A 20,717-nucleotide genomic window follows, 5' to 3' on the forward strand; every position below is an offset into this window, starting at 1 on the left:
CGTCATGGTCCGCGGCCTTCCCAGAAGCGCTGGATCTCCTCGAGCCGGTCAAGCAGCTCGTCCTCGCGCCGGTCGAAGGTCTCCTGGTCGATCTCTCCGGATGTCAGTTGCTTCTCCAGCTCCGCCAGTGCCGCCACTACCGGCCGCGCGTCGTAGTACTCCTCCTCGGCGGCCTCGGTGACCCGCTGGATCACCCATCCGAAGCCCCGCACGGGCGCGAGCGGGAGGGTGACCAGCTGTGTGAAGAGACCCATGGCCCGCTCACTCCCCCTCGACGAAGCTGTACGGCGGCAGGGGGCCGTGCAGCCGGAAGGAGAACTCGTCCCCGTACTCGGCGGCGATCTCGCCATGGCGTTCGAGGAAGGCGCTCTGCCGGGCGCGTTCGACGAGGAAGGAGACGCTCACGAAGTCGTCGCCGGCGGCGTCCGACATCCGCAGCTCCCGCGCCAGCGGCCGCAGGGCCGAGACGACGGCGGAGCCCAGGGCCTCGCGGCGGGCGGTGACCTCGGCCGACACCAGCTCGCCGAGGGCCATCTTCAGCTGCTGGCCGCCGTGTCCGCCGCGTATCTCTTCGTTCATCCGCCGGGCGTCCTCCGACTCGGTCAGCACGTCCCGCAGCAGGACGTCCTCCTCGCAGGACGCCTTCAGGTGGTACTCCGCGCAGCCGTCCAGCGCCGCGAGCCGCTCCTGATAGGCGCCGGCCCGCTCGCCGAGCGCCGAGCGCACCGCGTCGGTGTCCGGGGCGAGGGCGCCGAACCGCAGCGGCAGCACACCGCCCTGCTCCTGGAGTCCGGCGAGCACCTCCTGGTGGGCCAGGACGTCCCGGCGCTTGGCGCGCAGCCCCTCCGGGGCGTCACTGACCACCGCGGCCAGGTCGCCCTCGGTCACCAGGCTCAGCTCCTCGGCGGGCTCTCCCACGCCGGTCATCCCGTCCAGGTGGAGAGGATGGCTGGTGGGGGCGATGGCGTACACGTAGACCGGCATGGCTCAGTCCTCCCGGTCGTCCCGGCTCTCCCGGCGGCGGGACGGCCGGCGCGGCCGTGACCTCTCCCGCTCCCGTACCGGCTCGGGCTCCTCTTCCTCTTCCTCGTCCGCGTCGTCGCGGCCCTTGCCGAAGGCGTCGGAGACGGCCTCGACCGCGCCGCTGAGCGCGCCCTTGCTCTTGCCCCGGGCCCCGCCCTCGGTCATCTCGCCGACCAGCTCGGGCAGCTGGGTGGGAGCCTTGCGCCCGCTCTCGAGGTCGAGCCGGTTGCACGCCTCCGCGAACCGCAGATACGTGTCCACGCTGGCGACCACCACACGGGCGTCGATCTTGAGGATCTCGATGCCCACCAGGGACACCCGCACGAACACGTCGATGACGAGTCCGCGGTCCAGAATCAGTTCGAGTACGTCGTACAGCGACGACCCGCCGCCGCCCCCACCCTGTGCGACGGGGCCTCCGCCTCCCTGCGGCACCACCGTCATGGTGCCTCCTTCCACGGGCCGCCCGGTGTGCGGCCCGGTCCGGTGCCTCAGGCGCGCCGGTCGATCTGGCCGCGCGTGTAGCGGCGGATCCGTTCGTACGCCATGAGCTCGCCCTCCGTGTCGAGCGTCACCCGGTAGCTGGCCAGCACGCTGGTCGTCTCGGGGATCCGCTCCAGCTCCAGCACTTCCACCTCGGCCTCCCACCCGTCGTCGGTGGGCCGGATCGCGGAAACCGACTCCGGTGACCTGCCCAGCAGCTCGTGGAGTTGCTCGGCGGCGGAGCGCATGGCCTTCGGCGCCGACACCCGGCGAGGGCGGCCCTCCCCGTGGCCGCGGCTTCTGCGCGGCGGAGGTCCGTCACCGTGTCGTTCCGAAGGCATCACAGTCACTCACCCAGTGTCACAACAGACATAGGGGCCTATTACCCATCTTCATCAGCATATCGGACAAGAGGGGTGGGTGACGGGGGCGCGTGACGGGGGTGAGTGGCAGGGGAGCGGGGGCGGAGGGCCGGGTGCGCTCAGCGGCGCTGGTCGACGTATTCGAAGACCGACCCGTCGGGGTGCACCGCGATGAGATTGCGCCCCGCGGGCGTCGGCACCGGGCCCGCCAGCACCCGCGCGCCCGCGTCGGTGAGCGTGGCGTGGGCGGCGTCCACGTCCTCGACCGCGATCGTCGCCGCCACCTTGCGTAGGATCTCCAGCTCCGCCTCCGGGCCGCTCATCAGCAGGAAGCAGCCGACGGCCGCCACCGACACACCGCCGCGCTCGAAGCGCAGCGCGGGGCTGCCGGTGAGGCGTTCGTAGAAGACCACCGAGGTCTCCAGGTCGTCGACGCAGACGCGCAGCGTGGTGCCGAGGATCTCCATGACGGTGAGGGTAGTTGACGGCGCGTGGGCATGAGATCGGTTCCGGGGGCGGCCTGTTGCCGCCCCGCCCCGCCCCGCCCGGCCCCGGCCCGTTCCGCCGTCGACCGCGGTGTCACACCCGGCAGAGCACCTCGCCGTGCGGGACCAGGAACCAGCCGTCCTCCCGCCGCCCCCACGCGCGCCAGCCCTCCGCGATCGCGGCCAGTCCGGCCCGGGTGGCGTGGCCGCCGTCGACCGCGCGGGTCGCGTAGTCCGAGGACGTCGTACGGTCCGCCCACAGCCCGCTCCACCAGGCCCGCTCCTCCGGCGAGGCGAAGCACCAGACGCCGGCGCCGGCCGTCACGTCCGTGAAACCGGCCCGCCGGGCCCAGGACGCCAGGCGGCGGCCCGCGTCCGGCTCGCCGCCGCACCCCCGGGCCACCCGCCGGTACAGCGCCAGCCAGGTGTCCAGCTCCGGGACCTCCGGGTACCAGGCGAACGCCGCGTAGTCGCTGTCCCGCGCGGCCACCAGGCCCCCGGGGCGGCACACCCGCCGCATCTCGGCGAGCACGCGCACCGGATCGCCCACGTGCTGGAGCACCTGGTGGGCGTGGACCACGTCGAAGGAGGCGTCCGGGAAGGGCAGCGCCCCGGCGTCGGCGACCGTGAACCGCACCTGGTCCAGGCCCCGTTCGCGGGCCACCTCCCGCGCCCCCTCCAGTACGCCGGGCGCCGCGTCGACCGCCGTCACGCTCCCGCCCGGGGCGACGAGCGCGGCCAGGTCGGCGGTGATGGTGCCGGGGCCGCAGCCCACGTCCAGGACGTCCAGCCCGGGGCGCAGCTCTCCGACGAGGTACGCCGCGGAGTTGGCGGCCGTGCGCCAGCGGTGCGAGCGCAGTACCGACTCGTGGTGCCCATGCGTGTAGACAGCGTCGGCCATCGCCGTGCCCCCTCGGGGTGGAAGGTGGGTGGTGGCCCCACCGTACGCCGCCCGGACCGCATGGTGATACGCGCATCTCGGATGTCAAGACGGCGGATGAGTTCCCCGCGCCGGTCCCGGACCGGTATGCCGCGTTTGGGAGGCGGGGTCGGGGGCACCGGGAAGGTCCGTCCGCTTCACGCGGCCGTGCCGTGCCCGCAGACATGACGCTGGAGGCCCTGTGACCCCGTCCGTCAGCCCGTCCGGCCCCTTCCCGGGCCCCTCCGGCCGCGCCGGCCGGCCCGGCGGCTCCCGCGCCCTGCCGCGCGTCGTGATCGTCGGAGCCGGCTTCGCCGGTTACCAGACCGCCCGGCACCTGTCCCGCACCCTGCGGGGCCGCGCCGAGATCGTGCTGCTGAACCCCACCGACTACTTCCTGTACCTGCCGCTGCTGCCGCAGGTCACCGCCGGTGTGCTGGAGCCCCGGCGGATCACGGTCTCGCTGCCCGGCACCCTCCGCCACGTACGCCTCGTCCTCGGCCAGGCCGACCACGTCGACCTCGACGCGCGCGCCGTCCACTACACCGACCCCGAGGGCACCGAGGGGACGCTCACCTACGACCGGCTCGTGCTGGCCGTCGGCAGCGTCAGCAAGCTGCTGCCGATCCCGGGTGTCGCCGAGAACGCCACCGGCTTCCGCGGTCTGCCCGAGGCGCTGTACCTGCGCGACCACATCACCCGCCAGATCGAGCTGGCCTCCGCCTCCGGCAACCCCGCCGAGTGCACCTCGCGCTGCACCTTCGTGGTCGTCGGCGCCGGCTACACCGGGACCGAACTGGCCGCGCACGGCAAGATGTTCACCGATGCCCTGGTCCGCAGGCAGCCCGCCTGGCCGGCCGGTGTACGGCCCCGGTGGCTGCTCCTCGACGTCGCCGACCGCGTCCTGCCCGGACTGGACGAGAAGCTCTCCCGCACCGCCGACGAGGTGCTGCGCGCCCGCGGGGTCGACGTACGCGTCAAGACGTCCGTGAAGGAGTCCACCGCCGACGGAGTCCTGCTGGACGACGGCGAGTTCGTGGAGACCCGGTCGCTGATCTGGTGCGTCGGCGTACGCCCCGACCCGCTCGTCTCCGAACTGGGCCTGCCCGTCGAGCGCGGCCGGCTCGTGGTGACCCCGCAGCTCGGGGTGCCCGGCCACCCGGACGTCTTCGCGTGCGGCGACGCCGCCGCCGTACCCGACCTCACCCGGCCCGGCGAGTACACGCCCATGACCGCCCAGCACGCCTCCCGCCAGGGCAAGGTCGCGGCCCGCAACGTCGCCGCCTCCCTCGGATACGGCGAGCCCGCCCCGTACCGGCACCACGACATGGGCTTCGCCGTGGACCTCGGCGGGGTCAAGGCGGCGGCCAACCCGATGGGCGTCAAGCTGTCCGGCCCGGTCGCCGGCGCCGTGACGCGCGGCTACCACCTGGCCGCCATGCCCGGCAACCGGGTCCGCGTCGCCGCCGACTGGCTGCTGGACGCCGCCCTGCCGCGCCAGGCCGTCCAGCTCGGCCTGCTGCGTTCCTGGCAGGTGCCCCTCGACACCGCCTCGCCCGAACTGGTCCGCACCCCCGCGGGCCCCGGCGGCGGCACCGGCACCAGCACCGGCAAGGAGTGACATGCGGAACGACGAACTGGCCACCCTCGGACAGCAGTTGCGGGTCGACGCCGTACGCGCCGCCGACGCCGCCGGCTCCGGCCACCCCACCTCGTCCATGTCGGCGGCCGACAGCGCCGCCGTCCTCCTCGCCCACCACCTGCGCTTCGACTTCGCCCACCCCGAGCGCCCCGGCAACGACCGGCTGGTGCTCTCCAAGGGGCACGCGTCCCCGCTCCTCTACGCCCTGTACAAGGCCGCCGGAGCCGTCGACGACGACGAACTGCTCACCTTCCGCACCCTGGGCAGCCGCCTCGAGGGGCACCCCACGCCCCGGCTGCCCTGGGTGGACGTCGCCACCGGCTCCCTCGGCCAGGGCCTGCCCGTCGGCGTGGGCATCGCGCTCGCCGGGAAGCGCCTGGACGAGGTGCCCTACCACGTTTACGTCCTGTCCGGCGACAGCGAGATGGCGGAGGGCTCCGTCTGGGAGGCCGCCGAGCACGCCGCGTACAACCACCTCGACAACCTGACCCTGATCGTGGACGTCAACCGGCTCGGCCAGCGCGGCCCCACCCGGCACGAGCACGACCTCGCCGCCTACGAGCGGCGGCTGCACGCCTTCGGCTGGCACACCATCGAGGTCGACGGCCACGACGTGGAGGCGCTGGACCGGGCGTTCGCCGAGGCGCGCTCCACGATCCGGCAGCCCACCGCGATCCTCGCCGCCACCCGCAAGGGGCGCGGCGTGGCCGCCGTCGAGGACCTGGAGGGCTTCCACGGCAAGCCGATCAAGGACGCGGCCGCCGCGATCGACGAGCTGGGCGGCCCGCGCTCGATCCGGGTCGAGGTGCAGGCCCCGCCCGAGGCGCCCGGCCGCAAGCCGGCCGTCGACGGCGACGGCGAGCCGCCCCGGGCCGAGCTGCCGCGCTTCGACGTCGGCGACACCGTCGCCACCCGTACCGCCTACGGGCACGCCCTCGAAGCGCTCGGCTCGGCGCGCGCGGACGTCGTCGCGCTGGACGCGGAGGTCAGCGACTCCACCCGCACCGAGTTCTTCGCCAAGGCGCACCCCGACCGGTACTTCGAGTGCTACATCGCCGAGCAGCAGCTCGTGGCGGCCGCCGTCGGCCTCCAGACGCGCGGCTACGTGCCGTACGCGTCGACCTTCGCGGCCTTCCTGACCCGGGCGTACGACTTCGTCCGGATGGCCGCCGTCAGCCGGGCCGGGATCAACCTCGTCGGGTCGCACGCGGGCGTCGCCATCGGCCAGGACGGGCCGTCGCAGATGGGCCTGGAGGACCTCGCCATGATGCGCGCGGTGCACGGCAGCACCGTGCTGTACCCCTGCGACGCCAACCAGACCGCCCGGCTGGTCGCCACCATGGCCGACCTGGACGGCGTCCGCTATCTGCGCACCTCCCGGGGCGACATGCCCGTCCTGTACGGGCCCGACGAGACGTTCCCGGTGGGCGGCAGCAAGGTGCTGCGCACCCACGGCGCCGACGACAAGGCGACGGTCGTCGCGGCCGGGGTCACCGTCCACGAGGCGCTCCAGGCGGCCGACCTGCTGGAGGAGTACGGCATCCCGGTCCGCGTGATCGACCTGTACTCGGTCAAGCCGGTGGACACCGAGGCGCTGGAGGCCGCCGCCGGGGACACCGGGTGCCTGCTCACCGTGGAGGACCACCACCCGGAGGGCGGCCTCGGCGACGCGGTGGCCGAAGCCTTCTCCGACGGCCGCCCCGTGCCCCGGCTGGCCCGCCTCGCGGTGCGCGACATGCCGGCGTCGGCGACCCCCGAGGAGCAGCTCGGCAAGGCGGGCATCGACGCCGAGTCGATCGTGGCGGCCGTGCGGCTGCTGGTCGACCGGGTGATCGCGCCCTAGCAGCGGCCCGCCCCGGCCCTGCCTCCGCACCGGAGCCCGAGCCCCGGGCACAGGAGCCCCCCGCCCCGGGCACGTGAGCCCCGAGCACAGGAGCCCCGCGCCCCGCGCCCCGGTCCCGCAGTCGGCGGGGCCGGGGCGCGGGGGCCTGTCAGGGGCGTGCGCGCAGCCACTCCTCGCGGGTCAGCGCGTACTCCACGTCCCCGTGCTCGGAGCCCTCGATCACCTCGGGCCACTCCTCGAAGAACGTCCGCACGTGGCGCAGCCCGCACTTCTCCATGACGCGCCGCGACCCGGCGTTCACCGTCATCGTGGTCGCGGTCACCCGCCGGACGGCCGGGTCGCGGAACGCCGCGCCGACCAGGGCGCGCGCGCCCTCGGTCGCGTACCCCCGGCCCCAGGCCGACCGCCGCAGCCGGTACCCCAGCTCCACCACCCCCGGCTCGACCGGCTCCAGGGCGAACCAGCCCAGCCACGCGCGCGTGGCGCGGTCCTCCGCCGCCCAGAAGCCGGGCCCCATGAGCCGCCGCAGCGACCCCGTCCGCACCTCCTCGCGCGTCACCGGCCGCCCGCCGTTCAGATACCGCATCACCTCGGGGTCGCCGTCCAGCGCCACCACCTCGTCCAAGTCGCTCTCCGCGACCGTGCGCAGCCGCAGCCGGGCCGTTTCCAGGAAGACGTCCATGCCCCGATCCCTACGCCCCCGCCCCCGGGCCGCGCAACGGGATTGCGGCGTGTGCGCCCGGTCCGCCCGGGTACGCGCAGACGATGAGGACGAGCAGCGCCAGGGCCGTGCGAGCCGGCCGCCGGACCGTCGACGTCCACCGTCCCGACAAGGTCCTCTTCCCCGAGGACGGGATCACCAAGGCGGACCTCGCCGACTACTACCGCTCCGTCGCGCCCTTCATGCTCCCGCAGCTGCGCGGCAGGCCCCTGATGCTGGAGCGGCACCCGGACGGCATCGACGGGCCCCGCTTCATGCAGAAGGACACGCCCGACCACTACCCGGACTGGGTCCACCGCGTGGAGCTGCCCAAGGAGGGCGGCACCGTCACCCACACCGTGTGCGACGACACCGCCACCCTGGTCCACCTCGCCGACCAGGCGTGCGTCACCCTGCACCGCTGGCAGTCCCGCGCCGCGACGCCGCACCGGCCCGACCGGATGGTCTTCGACCTCGACCCGCCCGAGGACGACTTCGAGGCCGTACGGCGCGCGGCCCACCGGCTCGGCGAACTCCTCGACGCGATCCGGCTGCCCTCGGCGCTGATGACGACCGGCTCCAAGGGGCTGCACGTCATCGTCCCGCTGGACGGACGCGGCGACTTCGACGACGTCCGCGCCTTCGCGCACGACGTCGCCGAGACCCTCGCCGCCGCCCACCCGGACGAACTCACCACCGCCCCGCGCAAGAAGGCCCGAGGCGACCGCCTCTACCTGGACGTCCAGCGCAACGGCTACGCCCAGACCGCCGTCGCCCCCTACTCCGTACGGGCGCGGCCCGGCGCGCCGGTGGCCACCCCGCTGCGCTGGGACCAGCTGGACGACCCCGCCACCCACGCCCGCCGCTGGACCGTCGCGACGGTGCTCGAACAGGCCCGCAGCACCCCGTGGGAGGGCGCCGCGACCCGGCCGCGCGCCCTCGGCCCGGCCCGCCGGCGCCTCGACGCGCTGCGCTGAACCGCACCAACCACAGGCCAAGGGTTTGCGGACCCGAGTCACGGCAACCAGAAGAGCGAGGCAACCATGGCGAACACATCCGAAGACACCCAAGACACCCCAGACACCCAGAAATCCGGGAGCGGCTCCTCCGGCACATCGAGGAGCGGCACACGGAAGACCACCAGCGCCCGGGCGAAAAGCGCCCGGGCACAACAACAGCCCGAGGAACGACCGCCGAGCCCCATGCAGGTGCTGCGCGGCGCATGCGCCCAGCTCGCCGAACTCACCGGCATGGAAGCCGAGTCGGTGTCGTCGTTCGAACGCACCGACGACGGCTGGAGCCTGAACGTCGAGGTGCTCGAACTGGCCCGTGTCCCCGACACGATGAGCCTGCTCGCCTCCTACGAGGTCGAACTCGACGAAAACGGCGAACTCAGTGGCTACCGGCGTGTCCGCCGCTACGAGCGCGGCAGGTCGGACCGTTCCTAGGGAGGGAGGCACTCCACCATGACCGTAGTCCCGGCACAGCAGAGCGGCGGCGGCAGCAGCGGCCTGTACGACGTCCTCGAACTCGTCCTCGACCGGGGACTCGTGATCGACGCGTTCGTCCGGGTGTCGCTGGTCGGCATCGAGATCCTGAAGATCGACGTGCGGGTCGTCGTCGCCAGCGTCGACACCTACCTCCGCTTCGCCGAGGCGTGCAACCGCCTCGACCTGGAGGCCGGCCCCCGCAAGAACCCCGGACTCCCCGACCTGGTCGGCGAGATGACCGAGTCCGGCGCCCGCGGGAAGTCCAAGGGGGCGCTGTCCGGCGCCGCCGAGACCATCTCTGACGCACTGAAGGGGTCGTCCACCGGCGGCAGCTCGTCCAGCCGCTCGACGTCCCGCAAGAAGGAGGAGCAGGAGTGAGCACGTACGTCTACGGAATCGCGCGGAGCTCACACCCCGGACTCCCCGAGAAGATGGGCGGCATCGGCGACCCGGCGCAGCCCGTCCGGGTGCTCAAGCACGGCGCGCTGGCCGCGCTCGTCAGCGACGCCCCCGACGACCTGCGGCCCAAGCGCCGTGACCTGATGGCCCATCAGAACGTGCTCGCCGAGGCGGGCGCGGGCGGTGCCGTCCTGCCCATGCGCTTCGGCGGCGTCTCGCCCGACGACGACGCGGTCCTCACCGTCCTCTCGGAGCGCGAGGAGCACTACCTCGAACGGCTGCGCGCCCTCGACGACAAGGTCGAGTACAACGTCAAGGCCAGCCACGACGAGGAGGCCGTCCTCCACCGCGTGCTCGCCGACAACCCCGAGCTGCGCAAGCTCAGCGAGGCCAACCGCGCCGCGGGCGGCGGCACCTACGAGCAGAAGATCGCCCTCGGCGAGCGCGTCGCCGCCGCCGTGCAGCAGCGCGAGTCCGGCGACGCCGTGCTCATCCAGCAGACGCTGGAGACCGAGGCGGCCGACCTGCGGCCGGGACCCGAGAGCGGCGGCTGGCTGGCGAACATCTCGTTCCTGGTGGACCGTGAGCGCGCCGACTCCTTCGTCGCCGCGATCGACTCGTTCCAGAAGACGCACACCCACCTCGTGCTCCAGGTGAACGGACCGCTGCCGCCCTACAGCTTCGTGGAGTGAGCCCGCGGGGGCCGACCCCGCCGGGCGCGCTCACCGGAGCGACGACCGGAAGGACCGAGCATGGGCCTGCTGGGTGAGCTGCTGCTCCTGCCCGCCGCCCCCCTGCGCGGCACCGCCTGGGTGCTGCGCCAGGTGGTGGCGGAGGCGGAGCGGCAGTACTACGACCCCGCCGCCGTGCAGCGCGAACTCGCCCGCCTCAACCAGCTCCTCGAGGCGGGCGAGATCGACGAAGAGGAATTCGACCGCCGGGAGGACGAGCTGCTCGACCGCCTGGAGAAGGGCCCGAGACAGCCATGACCACCCCCCGCCCCGGCGGACTGCCCAGCCCGTACGCCTCCGAGGGCAGCAGCGCCAACCTGGCCGACATCCTCGAACGCGTCCTGGACAAGGGCGTCGTCATCGCCGGCGACATCAAGATCAACCTGCTGGACATCGAGCTGCTCACCATCAAGCTGCGCCTCGTCGTCGCCTCCGTCGACCGGGCCAAGGAGATGGGCATCGACTGGTGGGAGAGCGACCCCGCCCTCTCCACCCGCGCCCGGAGCAGCGAACTCGCCCGGGAGAACGCCGATCTCCAGCGCCGCATCGCCGAACTGGAGGAACGCACCGCATGAGCACCGACCGGCTGCGTTACGTCTACGCCGTCACCCGCCCCTTCGACGGCGTCCTGCCCGAGGGCGCCCACGGCATCGGCGGCGAACCGCCCCGGCTGCTGCGCCACGGCGACCTGGTGGCCGTGGTGGGCGCCGTGCCCGCCGAGGACTTCGACGAGGCGCCCCTGCGCGCCCGGCTGGAGGACCTCGACTGGCTCGCCGCCACCGCGCGCGCCCACGACGCGGTCGTCGCCGCCCTGTCCACGGTGACGTGCCCGCTGCCACTGCGGCTCGCGACCGTCTGCCGGGACGACAGCGGGGTGCGGCGCCTGCTGGAGGACGGCGAGGAGCGGTTCGTCCGGGCGCTGGAGCGGCTGGACGGCCGGGTCGAGTGGGGCGTCAAGGTGTACGCGGAGCCCGGCGCGCCCGCCGCGCCGGAGGCCGGGCAGCCGGACGCGCCGGCCGCCGGGGCGAGCGGGCGCGACTACCTGCGCCGCCGGCTCCAGGAGCGCCGCAGCCGTGACGGCGACTGGCAGCGCGCGGACGCCGTGTGCCGCCGGCTGCACCAGGAGCTGGCCGGGCGCGCCGAGGCCGCCACCGTCCACCGCCCGCAGGACACCCGCCTGTCCGGCGCGGCCGGCGTCAATGTGCTGAACGCCGCCTATCTGGTGGACCGCGACCACAGCGAGCGGTTCGTCGAGCTGGTCGAGGCGGTCGCCGAGCCGGGCGTACGGGTGGAGCTGACCGGGCCCTGGGCCCCGTACTCCTTCGCCGGGATCGCCGAGGAGGCCCCCGCACCGCACGGCGGCCCCGCGCCGCAGGAGGCGGGCCGATGACCGTCCCGGCCCCCACTGTCCCCGAGCCCCTCGCCGAACGGCGCATCGCCTTGGTCGACCTCCTCGACCGGCTGCTGGCCGGCGGCGTGGTCCTCGCGGGGGACCTCACCCTCCGGATCGCCGACGTCGACCTCGTACGCGTCGACCTCAAGGCCCTCATCAGCTCGGTCAACGAGAACGTCCCCTCGCCCTGGGGGGACGCGGCCGACGAGGAGCCCGGGCGGCAGCAGCCCTGGGAGGTGCGCCCATGACCACGTCACGCCGCCGGGTGGAGCTGGACCCCGACACCGTCGAACGCGACCTCGCCCGGCTCGTCCTCACCGTCATCGAGCTGCTCCGCCAGCTCATGGAGCGCCAGGCCCTGCGCCGGGTCGAGGGCGGCGACCTCACCGAGGAGCAGGAGGAGCGGATCGGGACCACGCTCATGCTGCTGGAGGACCGCATGGAGCTGCTCCGCACCCGCTTCGGACTCGAACCGGAGGACCTCAACCTCGACCTCGGCCCGCTCGGCCCCCTCCTCTAGCCGGGCCGGGCGGGGCGCGGGCGGAGCCCCGGGCCGCTACGGGGACCGGGGGAACTTGCCGCGCGTCGCCCCGCCACCGCCGTGCTCCGGCGGCCGGATCAGCCGATCATCGGACCCGTGGTCGCCAGTCCGCGCCGCACGGCCGCCGGCAGATGAGGGAAAGGCTCCGACATGCCCGCCGATTCGCCCGTCGACACGCCCGTCGTCACCCGCGCGGGACGCCGCGCGCTCATCGGCGCGGCCTGCGCCGGGCTCCTCCTCGCCGGGTGCGCCGGCCCCCAGGCCGGGCAGCGGCCCGCCGGGGGCCGCACTCCGGCGGCCAGCGCCCCGGCGCCCGGAGCCCCCGCGCTCACCGCGCCCGCCGAGATCCCCGGCATCGGCCCCGCCACCCGCGCCCGCATCCCCGGCTCCAGCTCCCAGGCCCTGGTCGTCAAGGGCGACGGCCCCCACGCGCACCAGTCGACCGCCGTGCTGTACGAAAGGGACCCCGCGACCGGCTGGAAGGCCGTCAGCCAGCCCTGGCCCGCGCACAACGCGCTGCGCGGCTGGACCGCCGACCACCGCGCCGGGGACCTGCGCTCGCCGATCGGGGTGTTCGCCCTCGGTGACGCCGGCGGACGCCTGCCCGACCCCGGGACCAAGCTGCCCTACGATCGCAGCGAGGAGTTCAACATGCCCGGCACGGGCTTCCTCGGCGAACCGCTGGAGGGCTCCTTCGACCATGTGGTGGCGATCGACTACAACCGCGTCCCCGGCACCTCGCCACTGAACAAGGTCCGCCCCCTCGGCGCCGCCAAGGGCGGCGGCGTCTGGATCCACGTCGACCACGGCGGGCCCACCCGGGCGTGCGTCTCCCTGCGGCGCGACGACATGCGCCGGCTGCTGCTCGCCCTCGACCCGGCCAAGGAGCCCGTCATCGTCATGGGCGACACCGGGACCCTCGGCCGCTGACGCGCCTTCAGGAGCTTCAGGAGCCGGTGCGCGGGCGGTAGACCGTCAGCGCCTCGTCCGCCTTGTCGATCAGCAGCTCCCGCGGCGCCCGGGTCACCTCGCCGTCGTACGCCAGGGGCGTCCCCGGCGCCAGGCCCGTCACGCGCAGCCGCCGCAGGTGCTCCGCCGCGTGCACCGGCGAGCGGCTGAGCGGGCCCGCCAGCGCCGCCGCCAGCAGCCGCAGCCCCGGCAGCCGGCCGCCGTGCACCACCCGCACGTCCAGCACCCCGTCCGCCAGGTCGTGGCGCCGGCCCGGGGTCGGGCCCATCCGCCGGTAGGCGCAGTTCCCGGCGAACAGCAGCCACAGCGGGCGCCGCCGCCCGTGCACCTCCGCCTCCAGCGGGTGCTCGCCGCGCAGCACCCGCAGCGCCGCCAGCACCCCGGCGGGCCAGCCGCCCACCCGGGGTGCCCAGCGCTCCCGGAGCCGTACCAGCTCCGGGTAGACACCCAGGCTGAAGGTGTTGACGAAGTAGCCGTGCGCGGCGCCCTCCGGGCCCGGGGTGAAGCGCCCCAGGTCCACCCGGACCGCGTCGCCCCCGGCCAGCGCGCGGCAGGTGTCGTGGACCGTCTCGATGCCCAGGTCGTACGCGAAGTGGTTGAGCGTGCCGCCCGGGAACACCGCGAGCGGCAGGCCGTACCGGGCGGCCAGCGCCGCCGCCCGGTTGACGGTGCCGTCGCCGCCCAGCACGCCCAGCGCCCGGCACCGCCCGGACGCGGCGGCCTTCTCCATCGCCTGCGGCATGTCCTCGGGCGCGCACTCCAGCACCTCGGCGCGCGGCAGCGCGTCCCGGACCAGGGCGGCCTGGTCGGCGGAGCCGGAAGCCCGGTTGACGACGACCACCAGCTCCTCGCCACCGGGCAGGGCGGGCGCGTCGGCGTGCGGACGGCCCGGCGCGGGCAGCTGCGACCGGGTGGGCACGATGCCGCGTACGGCGAAGGCGGCGCCGACCCCGAGGGCCGCGCCGGCGAGTACGTCGCCCGGGTAGTGCACGCCCGTGTAGACGCGGGACAGCGCCACCGCGGCGGCGACCGGCACCACCGCCGCGCCCCAGCCCCGGGACTCCAGCAGCACACCGGTCGCGAAGGCGGCGGCCGAGGCGGAGTGCCCGGACGGGAACGACGTGGTGAACGGCTGCTTCTTCAGCTGCCGCACCATCGGCACGGCGTCCCGCACCGGCCGGGCGCGGCGCACCGAACGCTTGCCGACCGTGTTGATGGCCGCCGACGCCAGGGCCAGGGACGCCACCCCGCGCACCGCGGCCCGGCGGGACCGGGCACCCCGGCCGAGGACGGCCATCCCGGCGGCGGCGCCGAACCACAGCAGCCCGTGGTTGGCGGCGTGGCTCAGCCGGGGCAGCACCAGGTCGCCACCCGGCCAGTGCCGGGTGGCGACCCGGTGGAAGACCTCCCGGTCCCAGTCGCCGAGCCGGGCGGTCACCCGGTCGCGGACGGAGTCGGCCGGCTGCGGGGCAGAGGTGTCGGACATGCCCGGCGCGTACCCACTCGCCCCACCGCCCACGCGTACCGCCCCGCCCTGGCGACGAAGATCACACCGGAGGAGGGCGGTACGGCGTCCGTCCGCCGCACAGGTCCCCCGCGTGGCGCGGGGCGGCGGTGCCGGGAAGAGTGGACCGGGTGACAGCAGCGGAACGACGGAGGTGACCAGCGGTGCCGAACCCCCATGTGCCCAGCACGCTCCTCGCCCGGCACGGCGAGGCTCTCGACCTGTTCGGCGCGCGGGTGCACGCCGTACGGCAGGACCAGTGGGACAGGCCGACCCCCTGCACGGACTGGTCGGTGCGGGACCTGGTCAACCACCTCACCGCCGAGCAGCTGTGGGTGGCGCCCATGGTCCGGGAGCACCGCACGATGGAGCAGGTCGGCGACGCCTTCGACGGGGACGTCCTGGGCGACGACCCGGTCGGCGTGTGGGACCGGGCCGCCGCCGAGTCCCGGGACGTCTTCCTGGAGAAGGGCGCCCTGGACCGCACGGTGCACCTCTCGTCGGGCCAGGCCCCGGCCACCGCGTACTGCGCCCAGATGGTGGCCGACCTGGTCGTCCACGCCTGGGACCTGTCGCGGGCCATCGGCGCGGACGAGCGGCTCCCGCACGACCTGGTGGCGTTCACCCTGCGGGAGGTCTCGCCGTACGCGGACAGCCTGGCCGGGAGCGGGCTGTTCGCCCCGCGGCTCACCCCGCCGCCGGACGCCGACGACCAGACGAAGCTGCTCGCCCTGGTGGGCCGCCGGGTCTGACCGCACGCCGGCCGGGCCGGCCGGCGGGGCGGTCCGGCGGGGGTCCGTACACGACGAGGCTCCTCGTCCGCCGCGCGGGACGAGGAGCCGGTCCGGGGGAGTCCCGGGGCCTCAGCCGTCCGAGACCTTCGCGAACTCCGCCGTGAACGCCTCGCAGAACGCCTTCAGGTCGTCCGGCTTGCGGCTGGTGATGAGCGTGCCCGGCCGCGCCTCGCACACCTTCACCTGCTCGTCCACCCACTCGCCGCCGGCGTTGCGGATGTCGGTGCGCAGGCTCGGCCACGAGGTGAGCGTCCGGCCGCGCACCACGTCGGCCTCCACGAGGGTCCAGGGCGCGTGGCAGATGGCCGCCACCGGCTTCCCCGCCTCGAAGAAGTCCCGGACGAAGGCGACGGCCTTGTCGTCCATCCGCAGGAAGTCCGGGTTGGCGACACCGCCGGGCAGCACCAGGCCGCCGTAGTCCGCGGCCGAGGTGTCCGCGACGGTGCGGTCGACCGGGAAGGTGTCCGCCTTGTCCAGGTGGTGGAACGCCTGGATCTCACCGTCGTCGGTCGAGACGAGGACGGGGGTATGTCCGGCGTCCTTCACCGCCTGCCAGGGGTCGGTGAGCTCCACCTGTTCGACGCCTTCGGGCGCCACGAGAAACGCGATCTGCACAGTGGTTCCTTTCTGGCTGTCGGGCCGGTACGGGTACCCGTACCGGCCGTCGGCATGTCCGGCCGGTCAGGCCGGGTGCGGCGGCCGCTCCAGGGCCACCGCCACGTCCTGGACGCTCCGGTAGGTGCGGTCGCCGGACAGCGCCGCCACCCGCTCCACGAGCGGGTCGGGCGCGTGCCGCTCCCGCAGCATCCGCAGCAGGTCGCCGCGGTGGGCGGGGAACGGCGTCCGGGCCAGGTGCCGGCCCAGCTCCAGGCGCAGCGCCTCGAACCGGTCGGTGTGGGCCCGGGGCGGTGCCAGCTCCGGGTCGTCCTCGGCAACCGGCTCCGGGTCGTGCCACTCCTCGGTCCGCGTCGGGTGCCCGGACCTGAGCAGCCCCTTGAGCTGGTGCTTCATCTCGTCGTCCTGGCGGCGGCTGAGCCGGTCGCTGCCTCGCTGCATGGGGGGCCCTCCACGATCTTCCGTGTGCGGTCGCCCGGCGGGTACCCGGCGGGACGGCCGCAAACCCGGGTGGACCCGCCCGGATCGGTCACGTCCTGCGGCCCGGCAGGAACTCCTGGACCTTCGCCTTCAGTCCCTGCTTCACCACCGCGCCCCGGTCGGCGTCGCCCTTCACCAGGGCCGCGACGGTCGACTCCATCTGCTGCCAGGTGGCGTGCGGCGGGATCGGCGGTACGGACGGGTCGGTGACGAACTCGACGACCGCCGGGCGGTCCGCCGCCAGCGCCGTCCGCCAGGCGCTCTCCACCTCGTCCGCCTTCTCCACCCGCAGGCCCATCAGCCCGACGGACTCCGCGAACAGCGCGTACGGGACGTCCGGCAGCTCCTGCGAGGGCAGGAACGACGGGGAGTCGCCCATCGCGCGCAGCTCCCAGGTCACCTGGTTGAGGTCCCGGTTGTTCCACACGCCGATCACCAGGCGCGGATCGTCCCACTGGTGCCGGTACTTCGCCGCGGTGATCAGCTCGGCCAGCCCGTTCATCTGCATCGCCCCGTCGCCGACCAGGGCCACCACGGGCCGGTCGGGATGGGCGAACTTGGCGCCGATCGCGTACGGCACCCCGCAGCCCATGGTGGCGAGCGTGCCGGACAGCGAACCGCGCATGTCGCCGCGCATCGTGACGTGCCGCGCGTACCAGTTCGCCACCGAGCCGGAGTCGCAGGTCAGCAGCGCCCGGTCCGGCAGCAGCGGCGACAGCGTCCGCGCCACGTACTCCGGGTTGATCAGCTCGCTGCTCACCGCCGCCCGCCGGTCCATGACCTCCGCCCAGCGGCGCACCGACTTCTCGGTTTTCTCCCGCCAGCCGCGCTTCCGGTTGCGCCGCAGCAGCGGGATCAGCCGGCGCAGCGTGGCGCGCGCGTCGCCGATCAGGTTCACCTCGTACGGGTAGCGCATCCCGGCCATGTGCGGGTCGATGTCGATCTGCACCGCACGCGCCTGCCCGTACTCCGGCAGGAACTGGCTGTACGGGAAGCTGGAGCCGACCGTCAGCAGGGTGTCGCAGCCCTGCATCAGCTCCCACGACGGCCGGGTGCCCAGCAGCCCGATCGACCCGGTGACATAGGGCAGTTCGTCGGAGAGGGCGTCCTTGCCGAGCAGCGCCTTGGCGACGCCCGCGCCCAGCAGGTCGGCGACCTCCTCGACCTCCGCGCGCGCCGTCGCGGCGCCCTGCCCGATCAGGAGGGCGGGCTTCTCCCCGGAGTTGAGCACCTCGGCGGCCCGCTCCAGGGCGTCGTCGGAGGGCACCGCGGTCCACGCGCTGCGGTCCAGGCTGGACGGCACCATCTTGAACTCGTGGGTGGGCGGGGTGTATTCGAGCTCCTGCACATCGCCCGGGACGATCACCACGGTGGGGCAGCGGCGCGCGTAGGCGGTGCGGACGGCCCGGTCGAGGACGTTGGGCAGCTGCTCGGGCACGTTGACCGTGGCGATGAAGTCCGACGCGACGTCCTTGAACAGGGAGTGCAGGTCGACCTCCTGCTGGTACGAGCCGCCCATCGCGCTGCGCGCGGTCTGGCCGACGATCGCGACGACCGGGACGTGGTCCAGCTTGGCGTCGTACAGCCCGTTCAGCAGATGGATCGCGCCCGGCCCGGAGGTCGCCACGCACACCCCGAGGCGGTGGGCGAACTTCGCGTACCCGACCGCCTGGAAGGCGGCCATCTCCTCGTGCCGGGCCTGGACGAAGCGGGGCCGGTTCTCCGCGCGGCCCCAGGCGGCGATGAGCCCGTTGATGCCGTCGCCCGGATAGCCGAACACGTACTCCACGTCCCACTCGCGCAGCCGTTCGAGGATCTGGTCGGCGACGTCCTTGCTCATCTGCGGTCCTCCCGGGCCTCACGGTGGTGTCCGCGCGGAAATCCGCGCACGGAACTACTCGTCGGTAACGGCAATGCGCCGGAGCAGTACCAGCCCGGGTACCGCGCCCCCGAGGGGCGGAAACGCCCGATCGCGGCCAGCATGGAAGCACGGAGTTTGCCCGGGACCGCCCAGGGCAGGCGCACCTCGTGCTTCGGACCGGAGGCACGTCCGTGGGAGCGGCGAACCGTTCCGGGCGTGTCCTGTGCCCGGGGAAAGGAGCTCTCCTCGGGGTGACAGTCAACCGTCAGCGCCGTTCAGGGAGCTGAAAAGCATCATGCGTACTCTCGCTCACACGAAGCATCCGCACGACGACGCCCCGGACACCGCCGCGGCCTTCCAGCGCCTGGCGACCCTGCCCGAGGGCGAGGAGCGGGAAGCCGTCCGGCAGGACATCGTCCGTGCCTGGCTCCCCATGGCCGACCGGCTCGCCGGCCGGTTCCGCAACCGGGGCGAGTCCCTGGAGGACCTCCGGCAGGTCGCCGCCCTCGGGCTGGTCAAGGCCGTCGACCGGTACGACCCCGAACGCGGCGCCGCCTTCGAGAGCTTCGCCGTCCCCACCATCACCGGCGAGATCAAGCGCCACTTCCGCGACCACATGTGGACCCTCCACGTCCCGCGCCGCGTCCAGGACCTGCGCGGCCGCGTCCGCGCCGCCTACCAGGAGCTCTCGCACACGGTCGGAGGCCGCGCTCCCACCGTGTCCGAGATCGCCAAGAAGGCCGGCATGACGGAGGAGGAGGCGATGGCCGGGCTCGAAGCCCTCGACAGCTTCACCGCCCTCTCCCTGGACGCCGAACTCCCCGGCACCGAGGACGGCTACACCCTCGTCGACGCCCTCGGCGGACCCGACCCCGCCCTCGACGTCGTCATCGACCGCGAGTCGGTCAAACCGCGCCTGCGCAGCCTGCCGGAGCGCGAGCAGAAGATCCTCTACATGCGGTTCTTCCGCGACATGACGCAGAGCAGGATCGCCGAGGACCTCGGCATCTCCCAGATGCACGTCTCCCGCCTGATCAGCCGCTGCTGCACCCAGATGCGGGAGGACATCATGCGGGACGTCGCCGCCTGAGGAGCCCGCCGCCCCCGCCACCGCGGGGGCGGCACGCTCTGGAGCGGCGCGCCGCGCGGAACCTCCGTATAAAGGGCCGTGGGGCCGGGCACCTGCCCCCGCCCCGGACCACCAGCGGACCACCAGCGGCACGGCTCCACGGCGGCGGAGGTGAGCACATGCGGCAGCCGGACACGCGAGGACGCGGACCCGTCCGGTACGGACCGCCCGCACCCGGCACCGGGCTCCCCGTCCTGCCCGAACTGGCCGGCGTGCTCGCCCGGGCCGCCCACCGCACCGAACCCGAACCGCCCGGCGGCGGCCCCGTCCTGCGCGACGCCGCCTGCGGCTACTGGTGGCGCCGCGGACTGCGCTGCCACCCCGAGGACCTCGCCGCCGCCCCCGGCGCCCAGCCGCTGCTGTCCGCCCTGATGGCCGCGCACGGCGGCGACGTCCTGATGCCCCGGCCCTGCCCCGCCTGGTGGACCCCGCAGGCCCGGCTCCTGGGGCTGCCCGCCTACCACGTGCCGACGCCCGCCGAGTGCGGCGGAGTGCCCGACCCGTTCGCGCTCCTGGAGACCGTACGGCGCGTCCGCGCCGAGGGCGGCCACCCGGCGGTCCTGCTGCTCTCGGTGGCCGACGACCCCACCGCCACCGTCGCCCCGCCCGAGGTGGTCCGCGAGACGTGCGAGGCCGCCGTCGCCGAGGGCCTGCACATCATCAGCGACGAGACCTGGCGCGACACCCTGCACGACCCCCACGACACCATGTTCGTCAGCCCCGCCGAGATGTGCCCCGAGGACGTCACCGTCCTGCACGACCTCGCCGGCGCGCTCACCCCCGCCGCCTGGCCCGTCGCCGTGGCCCGCTTCCCGCCCGGCGCGCCCGGCCGCGCCCGGACGGCCCGCACCCTCGACCGGCTCACCGCCATCGGCGCCCAGGTGGCCGCCCCCGTCGCCGCGGCCGCCGCCCACGCCCTGGGCGAACCCGGCCCCGTCACCGCCCGCACCGCCGCCGGCGCCGCCCTGCACGCCCGGGTCGCCGCCGCCCTGCACCGCACCGTCCTGGACGCCGGCGCCCTGGCCCTCCCGCCCCGCGCGGGACGCCACCTCTACGCCGACCTGAACCCGCTGCGCGGCCGGCTCGCCGCCCGGGGCGTCACCGACTCCATGGAGCTGGAGACCTGGCTCGCCGACCTGCTGGGCGTCCCCGCCCCCGGCGGCCACCGGTTCGGCGACGAACTCGGCGCCCTGCGGGTACGCCTGGCCACCGGCCCCCTGCTGGGCGCGACGCCCGAGGAGCGCGCCGAGACCCTCGCCGCCGCCGACCCGCTCGCACCGGCGCACGTGGCCCGGGCGCTGGACGGCATCGGTGCGGCACTGCTCGACCCGCACGACCCACGGTGAACGGAGCT

26 protein-coding genes are annotated in these 20,717 nt (G+C 74.5%); 15 read left to right on the forward strand and 11 right to left on the reverse strand.

Features of this window, described 5'->3' with window-relative positions:
• Positions 1-2 precede the first annotated feature (2 nt).
• From ACF08D_RS02995 to ACF08D_RS03020, 6 genes are all read right to left on the reverse strand, one after another.
• A complete protein-coding gene (locus tag ACF08D_RS02995) occupies positions 3-254 on the reverse strand; it encodes a gas vesicle protein GvpG (RefSeq protein ID WP_392220729.1) in 252 nt (83 codons plus the stop codon).
• Between the two features lie 7 nt (positions 255-261).
• Positions 262-984, reverse strand: coding sequence for a GvpL/GvpF family gas vesicle protein (locus ACF08D_RS03000; RefSeq protein WP_392220730.1), 723 nt, complete (start codon positions 982-984; stop codon positions 262-264).
• A 3-nt stretch (positions 985-987) separates the two neighbouring features.
• Positions 988-1,467, reverse strand: coding sequence for a gas vesicle structural protein GvpA (locus ACF08D_RS03005; RefSeq protein ID WP_392220731.1), 480 nt, complete (start codon positions 1,465-1,467; stop codon positions 988-990).
• A gap of 47 nt (positions 1,468-1,514) precedes the next feature.
• Positions 1,515-1,847, reverse strand: coding sequence for a gas vesicle protein (locus ACF08D_RS03010; protein WP_392220732.1), 333 nt, complete (start codon positions 1,845-1,847; stop codon positions 1,515-1,517).
• A 140-nt stretch (positions 1,848-1,987) separates the two neighbouring features.
• A complete protein-coding gene (locus tag ACF08D_RS03015) occupies positions 1,988-2,335 on the reverse strand; it encodes a VOC family protein (protein WP_392220733.1) in 348 nt (115 codons plus the stop codon).
• 112 nt (positions 2,336-2,447) lie between these two features.
• Positions 2,448-3,254 (reverse strand): methyltransferase domain-containing protein, encoded by an 807-nt coding sequence (locus ACF08D_RS03020; RefSeq protein WP_392220734.1) that lies wholly within the window; start codon positions 3,252-3,254, stop codon positions 2,448-2,450.
• Positions 3,255-3,564: 310 nt separating this feature from the next.
• Here ACF08D_RS03020 and ACF08D_RS03025 point away from each other — a divergent pair, with 310 nt between their 5' ends.
• Together ACF08D_RS03025 and ACF08D_RS03030 are read left to right on the forward strand one after the other, a co-directional pair.
• Positions 3,565-4,893: an NAD(P)/FAD-dependent oxidoreductase gene (locus ACF08D_RS03025; RefSeq protein WP_392221200.1), complete on the forward strand. Its 1,329-nt coding sequence runs from the start codon at positions 3,565-3,567 to the stop codon at positions 4,891-4,893.
• Between the two features lies 1 nt (position 4,894).
• A complete protein-coding gene (locus ACF08D_RS03030) occupies positions 4,895-6,757 on the forward strand; it encodes a transketolase (protein WP_392220735.1) in 1,863 nt (620 codons plus the stop codon).
• Between the two features lie 148 nt (positions 6,758-6,905).
• Here ACF08D_RS03030 and ACF08D_RS03035 read toward each other — a convergent pair whose 3' ends face one another.
• Positions 6,906-7,439 (reverse strand): GNAT family N-acetyltransferase, encoded by a 534-nt coding sequence (locus tag ACF08D_RS03035; RefSeq protein WP_392220736.1) that lies wholly within the window; start codon positions 7,437-7,439, stop codon positions 6,906-6,908.
• 83 nt (positions 7,440-7,522) lie between these two features.
• Here ACF08D_RS03035 and ligD point away from each other — a divergent pair, with 83 nt between their 5' ends.
• The 10 genes from ligD (at position 7,523) to ACF08D_RS03085 (ending at position 12,941) form a co-directional block, all read left to right on the forward strand.
• Positions 7,523-8,434: a non-homologous end-joining DNA ligase gene (ligD, locus tag ACF08D_RS03040; RefSeq protein ID WP_392220737.1), complete on the forward strand. Its 912-nt coding sequence runs from the start codon at positions 7,523-7,525 to the stop codon at positions 8,432-8,434.
• A 66-nt stretch (positions 8,435-8,500) separates the two neighbouring features.
• Entirely contained in the window at positions 8,501-8,905 is a 405-nt protein-coding gene (locus ACF08D_RS03045; RefSeq protein WP_392220738.1) for a gas vesicle protein, read from the forward strand.
• An 18-nt stretch (positions 8,906-8,923) separates the two neighbouring features.
• Positions 8,924-9,325, forward strand: coding sequence for a gas vesicle structural protein GvpA (locus ACF08D_RS03050; RefSeq protein ID WP_392220739.1), 402 nt, complete (start codon positions 8,924-8,926; stop codon positions 9,323-9,325).
• The gene (locus ACF08D_RS03055; RefSeq protein ID WP_392220740.1) at positions 9,322-10,038 is read left to right on the forward strand and encodes a GvpL/GvpF family gas vesicle protein; all 717 of its coding nucleotides are present in this window, start codon (positions 9,322-9,324) and stop codon (positions 10,036-10,038) included. The genes ACF08D_RS03050 and ACF08D_RS03055 overlap by 4 nt, the downstream gene beginning before the upstream one ends.
• Before the next feature lie 60 nt (positions 10,039-10,098).
• Positions 10,099-10,335: a gas vesicle protein GvpG gene (locus ACF08D_RS03060; protein WP_392220741.1), complete on the forward strand. Its 237-nt coding sequence runs from the start codon at positions 10,099-10,101 to the stop codon at positions 10,333-10,335.
• Positions 10,332-10,652 carry a gas vesicle protein gene (locus tag ACF08D_RS03065; RefSeq protein WP_392220742.1) on the forward strand — a complete coding sequence of 107 codons (321 nt, stop codon included), beginning with the start codon at positions 10,332-10,334 and terminating at the stop codon, positions 10,650-10,652. Before ACF08D_RS03060 ends, ACF08D_RS03065 begins: the two co-directional genes overlap by 4 nt.
• On the forward strand, positions 10,649-11,467 hold the full coding sequence (locus tag ACF08D_RS03070) for a GvpL/GvpF family gas vesicle protein (protein WP_392220743.1): 819 nt from the start codon (positions 10,649-10,651) through the stop codon (positions 11,465-11,467). The genes ACF08D_RS03065 and ACF08D_RS03070 overlap by 4 nt, the downstream gene beginning before the upstream one ends.
• Positions 11,464-11,718, forward strand: a complete 255-nt coding sequence (locus ACF08D_RS03075; RefSeq protein ID WP_392220744.1) for a gas vesicle protein — start codon at positions 11,464-11,466, stop codon at positions 11,716-11,718. The genes ACF08D_RS03070 and ACF08D_RS03075 overlap by 4 nt, the downstream gene beginning before the upstream one ends.
• Complete coding sequence (locus ACF08D_RS03080) at positions 11,715-11,990, forward strand: gas vesicle protein K (protein ID WP_392220745.1); 276 nt, start codon at positions 11,715-11,717, stop codon at positions 11,988-11,990. Before ACF08D_RS03075 ends, ACF08D_RS03080 begins: the two co-directional genes overlap by 4 nt.
• A gap of 171 nt (positions 11,991-12,161) precedes the next feature.
• Positions 12,162-12,941 (forward strand): hypothetical protein, encoded by a 780-nt coding sequence (locus tag ACF08D_RS03085; RefSeq protein ID WP_392220746.1) that lies wholly within the window; start codon positions 12,162-12,164, stop codon positions 12,939-12,941.
• Between the two features lie 16 nt (positions 12,942-12,957).
• On the opposite strand, the gene ACF08D_RS03090 is transcribed toward ACF08D_RS03085, so the two are convergent.
• On the reverse strand, positions 12,958-14,466 hold the full coding sequence (locus tag ACF08D_RS03090) for a bifunctional phosphatase PAP2/diacylglycerol kinase family protein (RefSeq protein ID WP_392220747.1): 1,509 nt from the start codon (positions 14,464-14,466) through the stop codon (positions 12,958-12,960).
• A gap of 182 nt (positions 14,467-14,648) precedes the next feature.
• Between ACF08D_RS03090 and ACF08D_RS03095 the strand changes: the two genes are divergently transcribed.
• A complete protein-coding gene (locus tag ACF08D_RS03095) occupies positions 14,649-15,236 on the forward strand; it encodes a TIGR03086 family metal-binding protein (RefSeq protein ID WP_392220748.1) in 588 nt (195 codons plus the stop codon).
• A gap of 111 nt (positions 15,237-15,347) precedes the next feature.
• Here the strand turns inward: ACF08D_RS03095 and ACF08D_RS03100 are convergent, their stop codons facing one another.
• The 3 genes from ACF08D_RS03100 to ACF08D_RS03110 form a co-directional block, all read right to left on the reverse strand.
• Positions 15,348-15,893, reverse strand: a complete 546-nt coding sequence (locus ACF08D_RS03100; RefSeq protein ID WP_392220749.1) for a type 1 glutamine amidotransferase domain-containing protein — start codon at positions 15,891-15,893, stop codon at positions 15,348-15,350.
• A 66-nt stretch (positions 15,894-15,959) separates the two neighbouring features.
• Positions 15,960-16,334 (reverse strand): DUF2795 domain-containing protein, encoded by a 375-nt coding sequence (locus ACF08D_RS03105; protein ID WP_392220750.1) that lies wholly within the window; start codon positions 16,332-16,334, stop codon positions 15,960-15,962.
• A gap of 88 nt (positions 16,335-16,422) precedes the next feature.
• Positions 16,423-18,213 carry a thiamine pyrophosphate-requiring protein gene (locus ACF08D_RS03110; protein WP_392220751.1) on the reverse strand — a complete coding sequence of 597 codons (1,791 nt, stop codon included), beginning with the start codon at positions 18,211-18,213 and terminating at the stop codon, positions 16,423-16,425.
• 316 nt (positions 18,214-18,529) lie between these two features.
• Between ACF08D_RS03110 and ACF08D_RS03115 the strand changes: the two genes are divergently transcribed.
• Together ACF08D_RS03115 and ACF08D_RS03120 are read left to right on the forward strand one after the other, a co-directional pair.
• Complete coding sequence (locus tag ACF08D_RS03115; protein ID WP_392220752.1) at positions 18,530-19,324, forward strand: RNA polymerase sigma factor SigF; 795 nt, start codon at positions 18,530-18,532, stop codon at positions 19,322-19,324.
• 158 nt (positions 19,325-19,482) lie between these two features.
• The gene (locus tag ACF08D_RS03120; protein WP_392220753.1) at positions 19,483-20,709 is read left to right on the forward strand and encodes an aminotransferase class I/II-fold pyridoxal phosphate-dependent enzyme; all 1,227 of its coding nucleotides are present in this window, start codon (positions 19,483-19,485) and stop codon (positions 20,707-20,709) included.
• The last annotated feature ends 8 nt before the right edge of the window (positions 20,710-20,717 follow it).

This window comes from Streptomyces sp. NPDC015131, assembly GCF_043079975.1.
Taxonomy (GTDB): domain Bacteria; phylum Actinomycetota; class Actinomycetes; order Streptomycetales; family Streptomycetaceae; genus Streptomyces.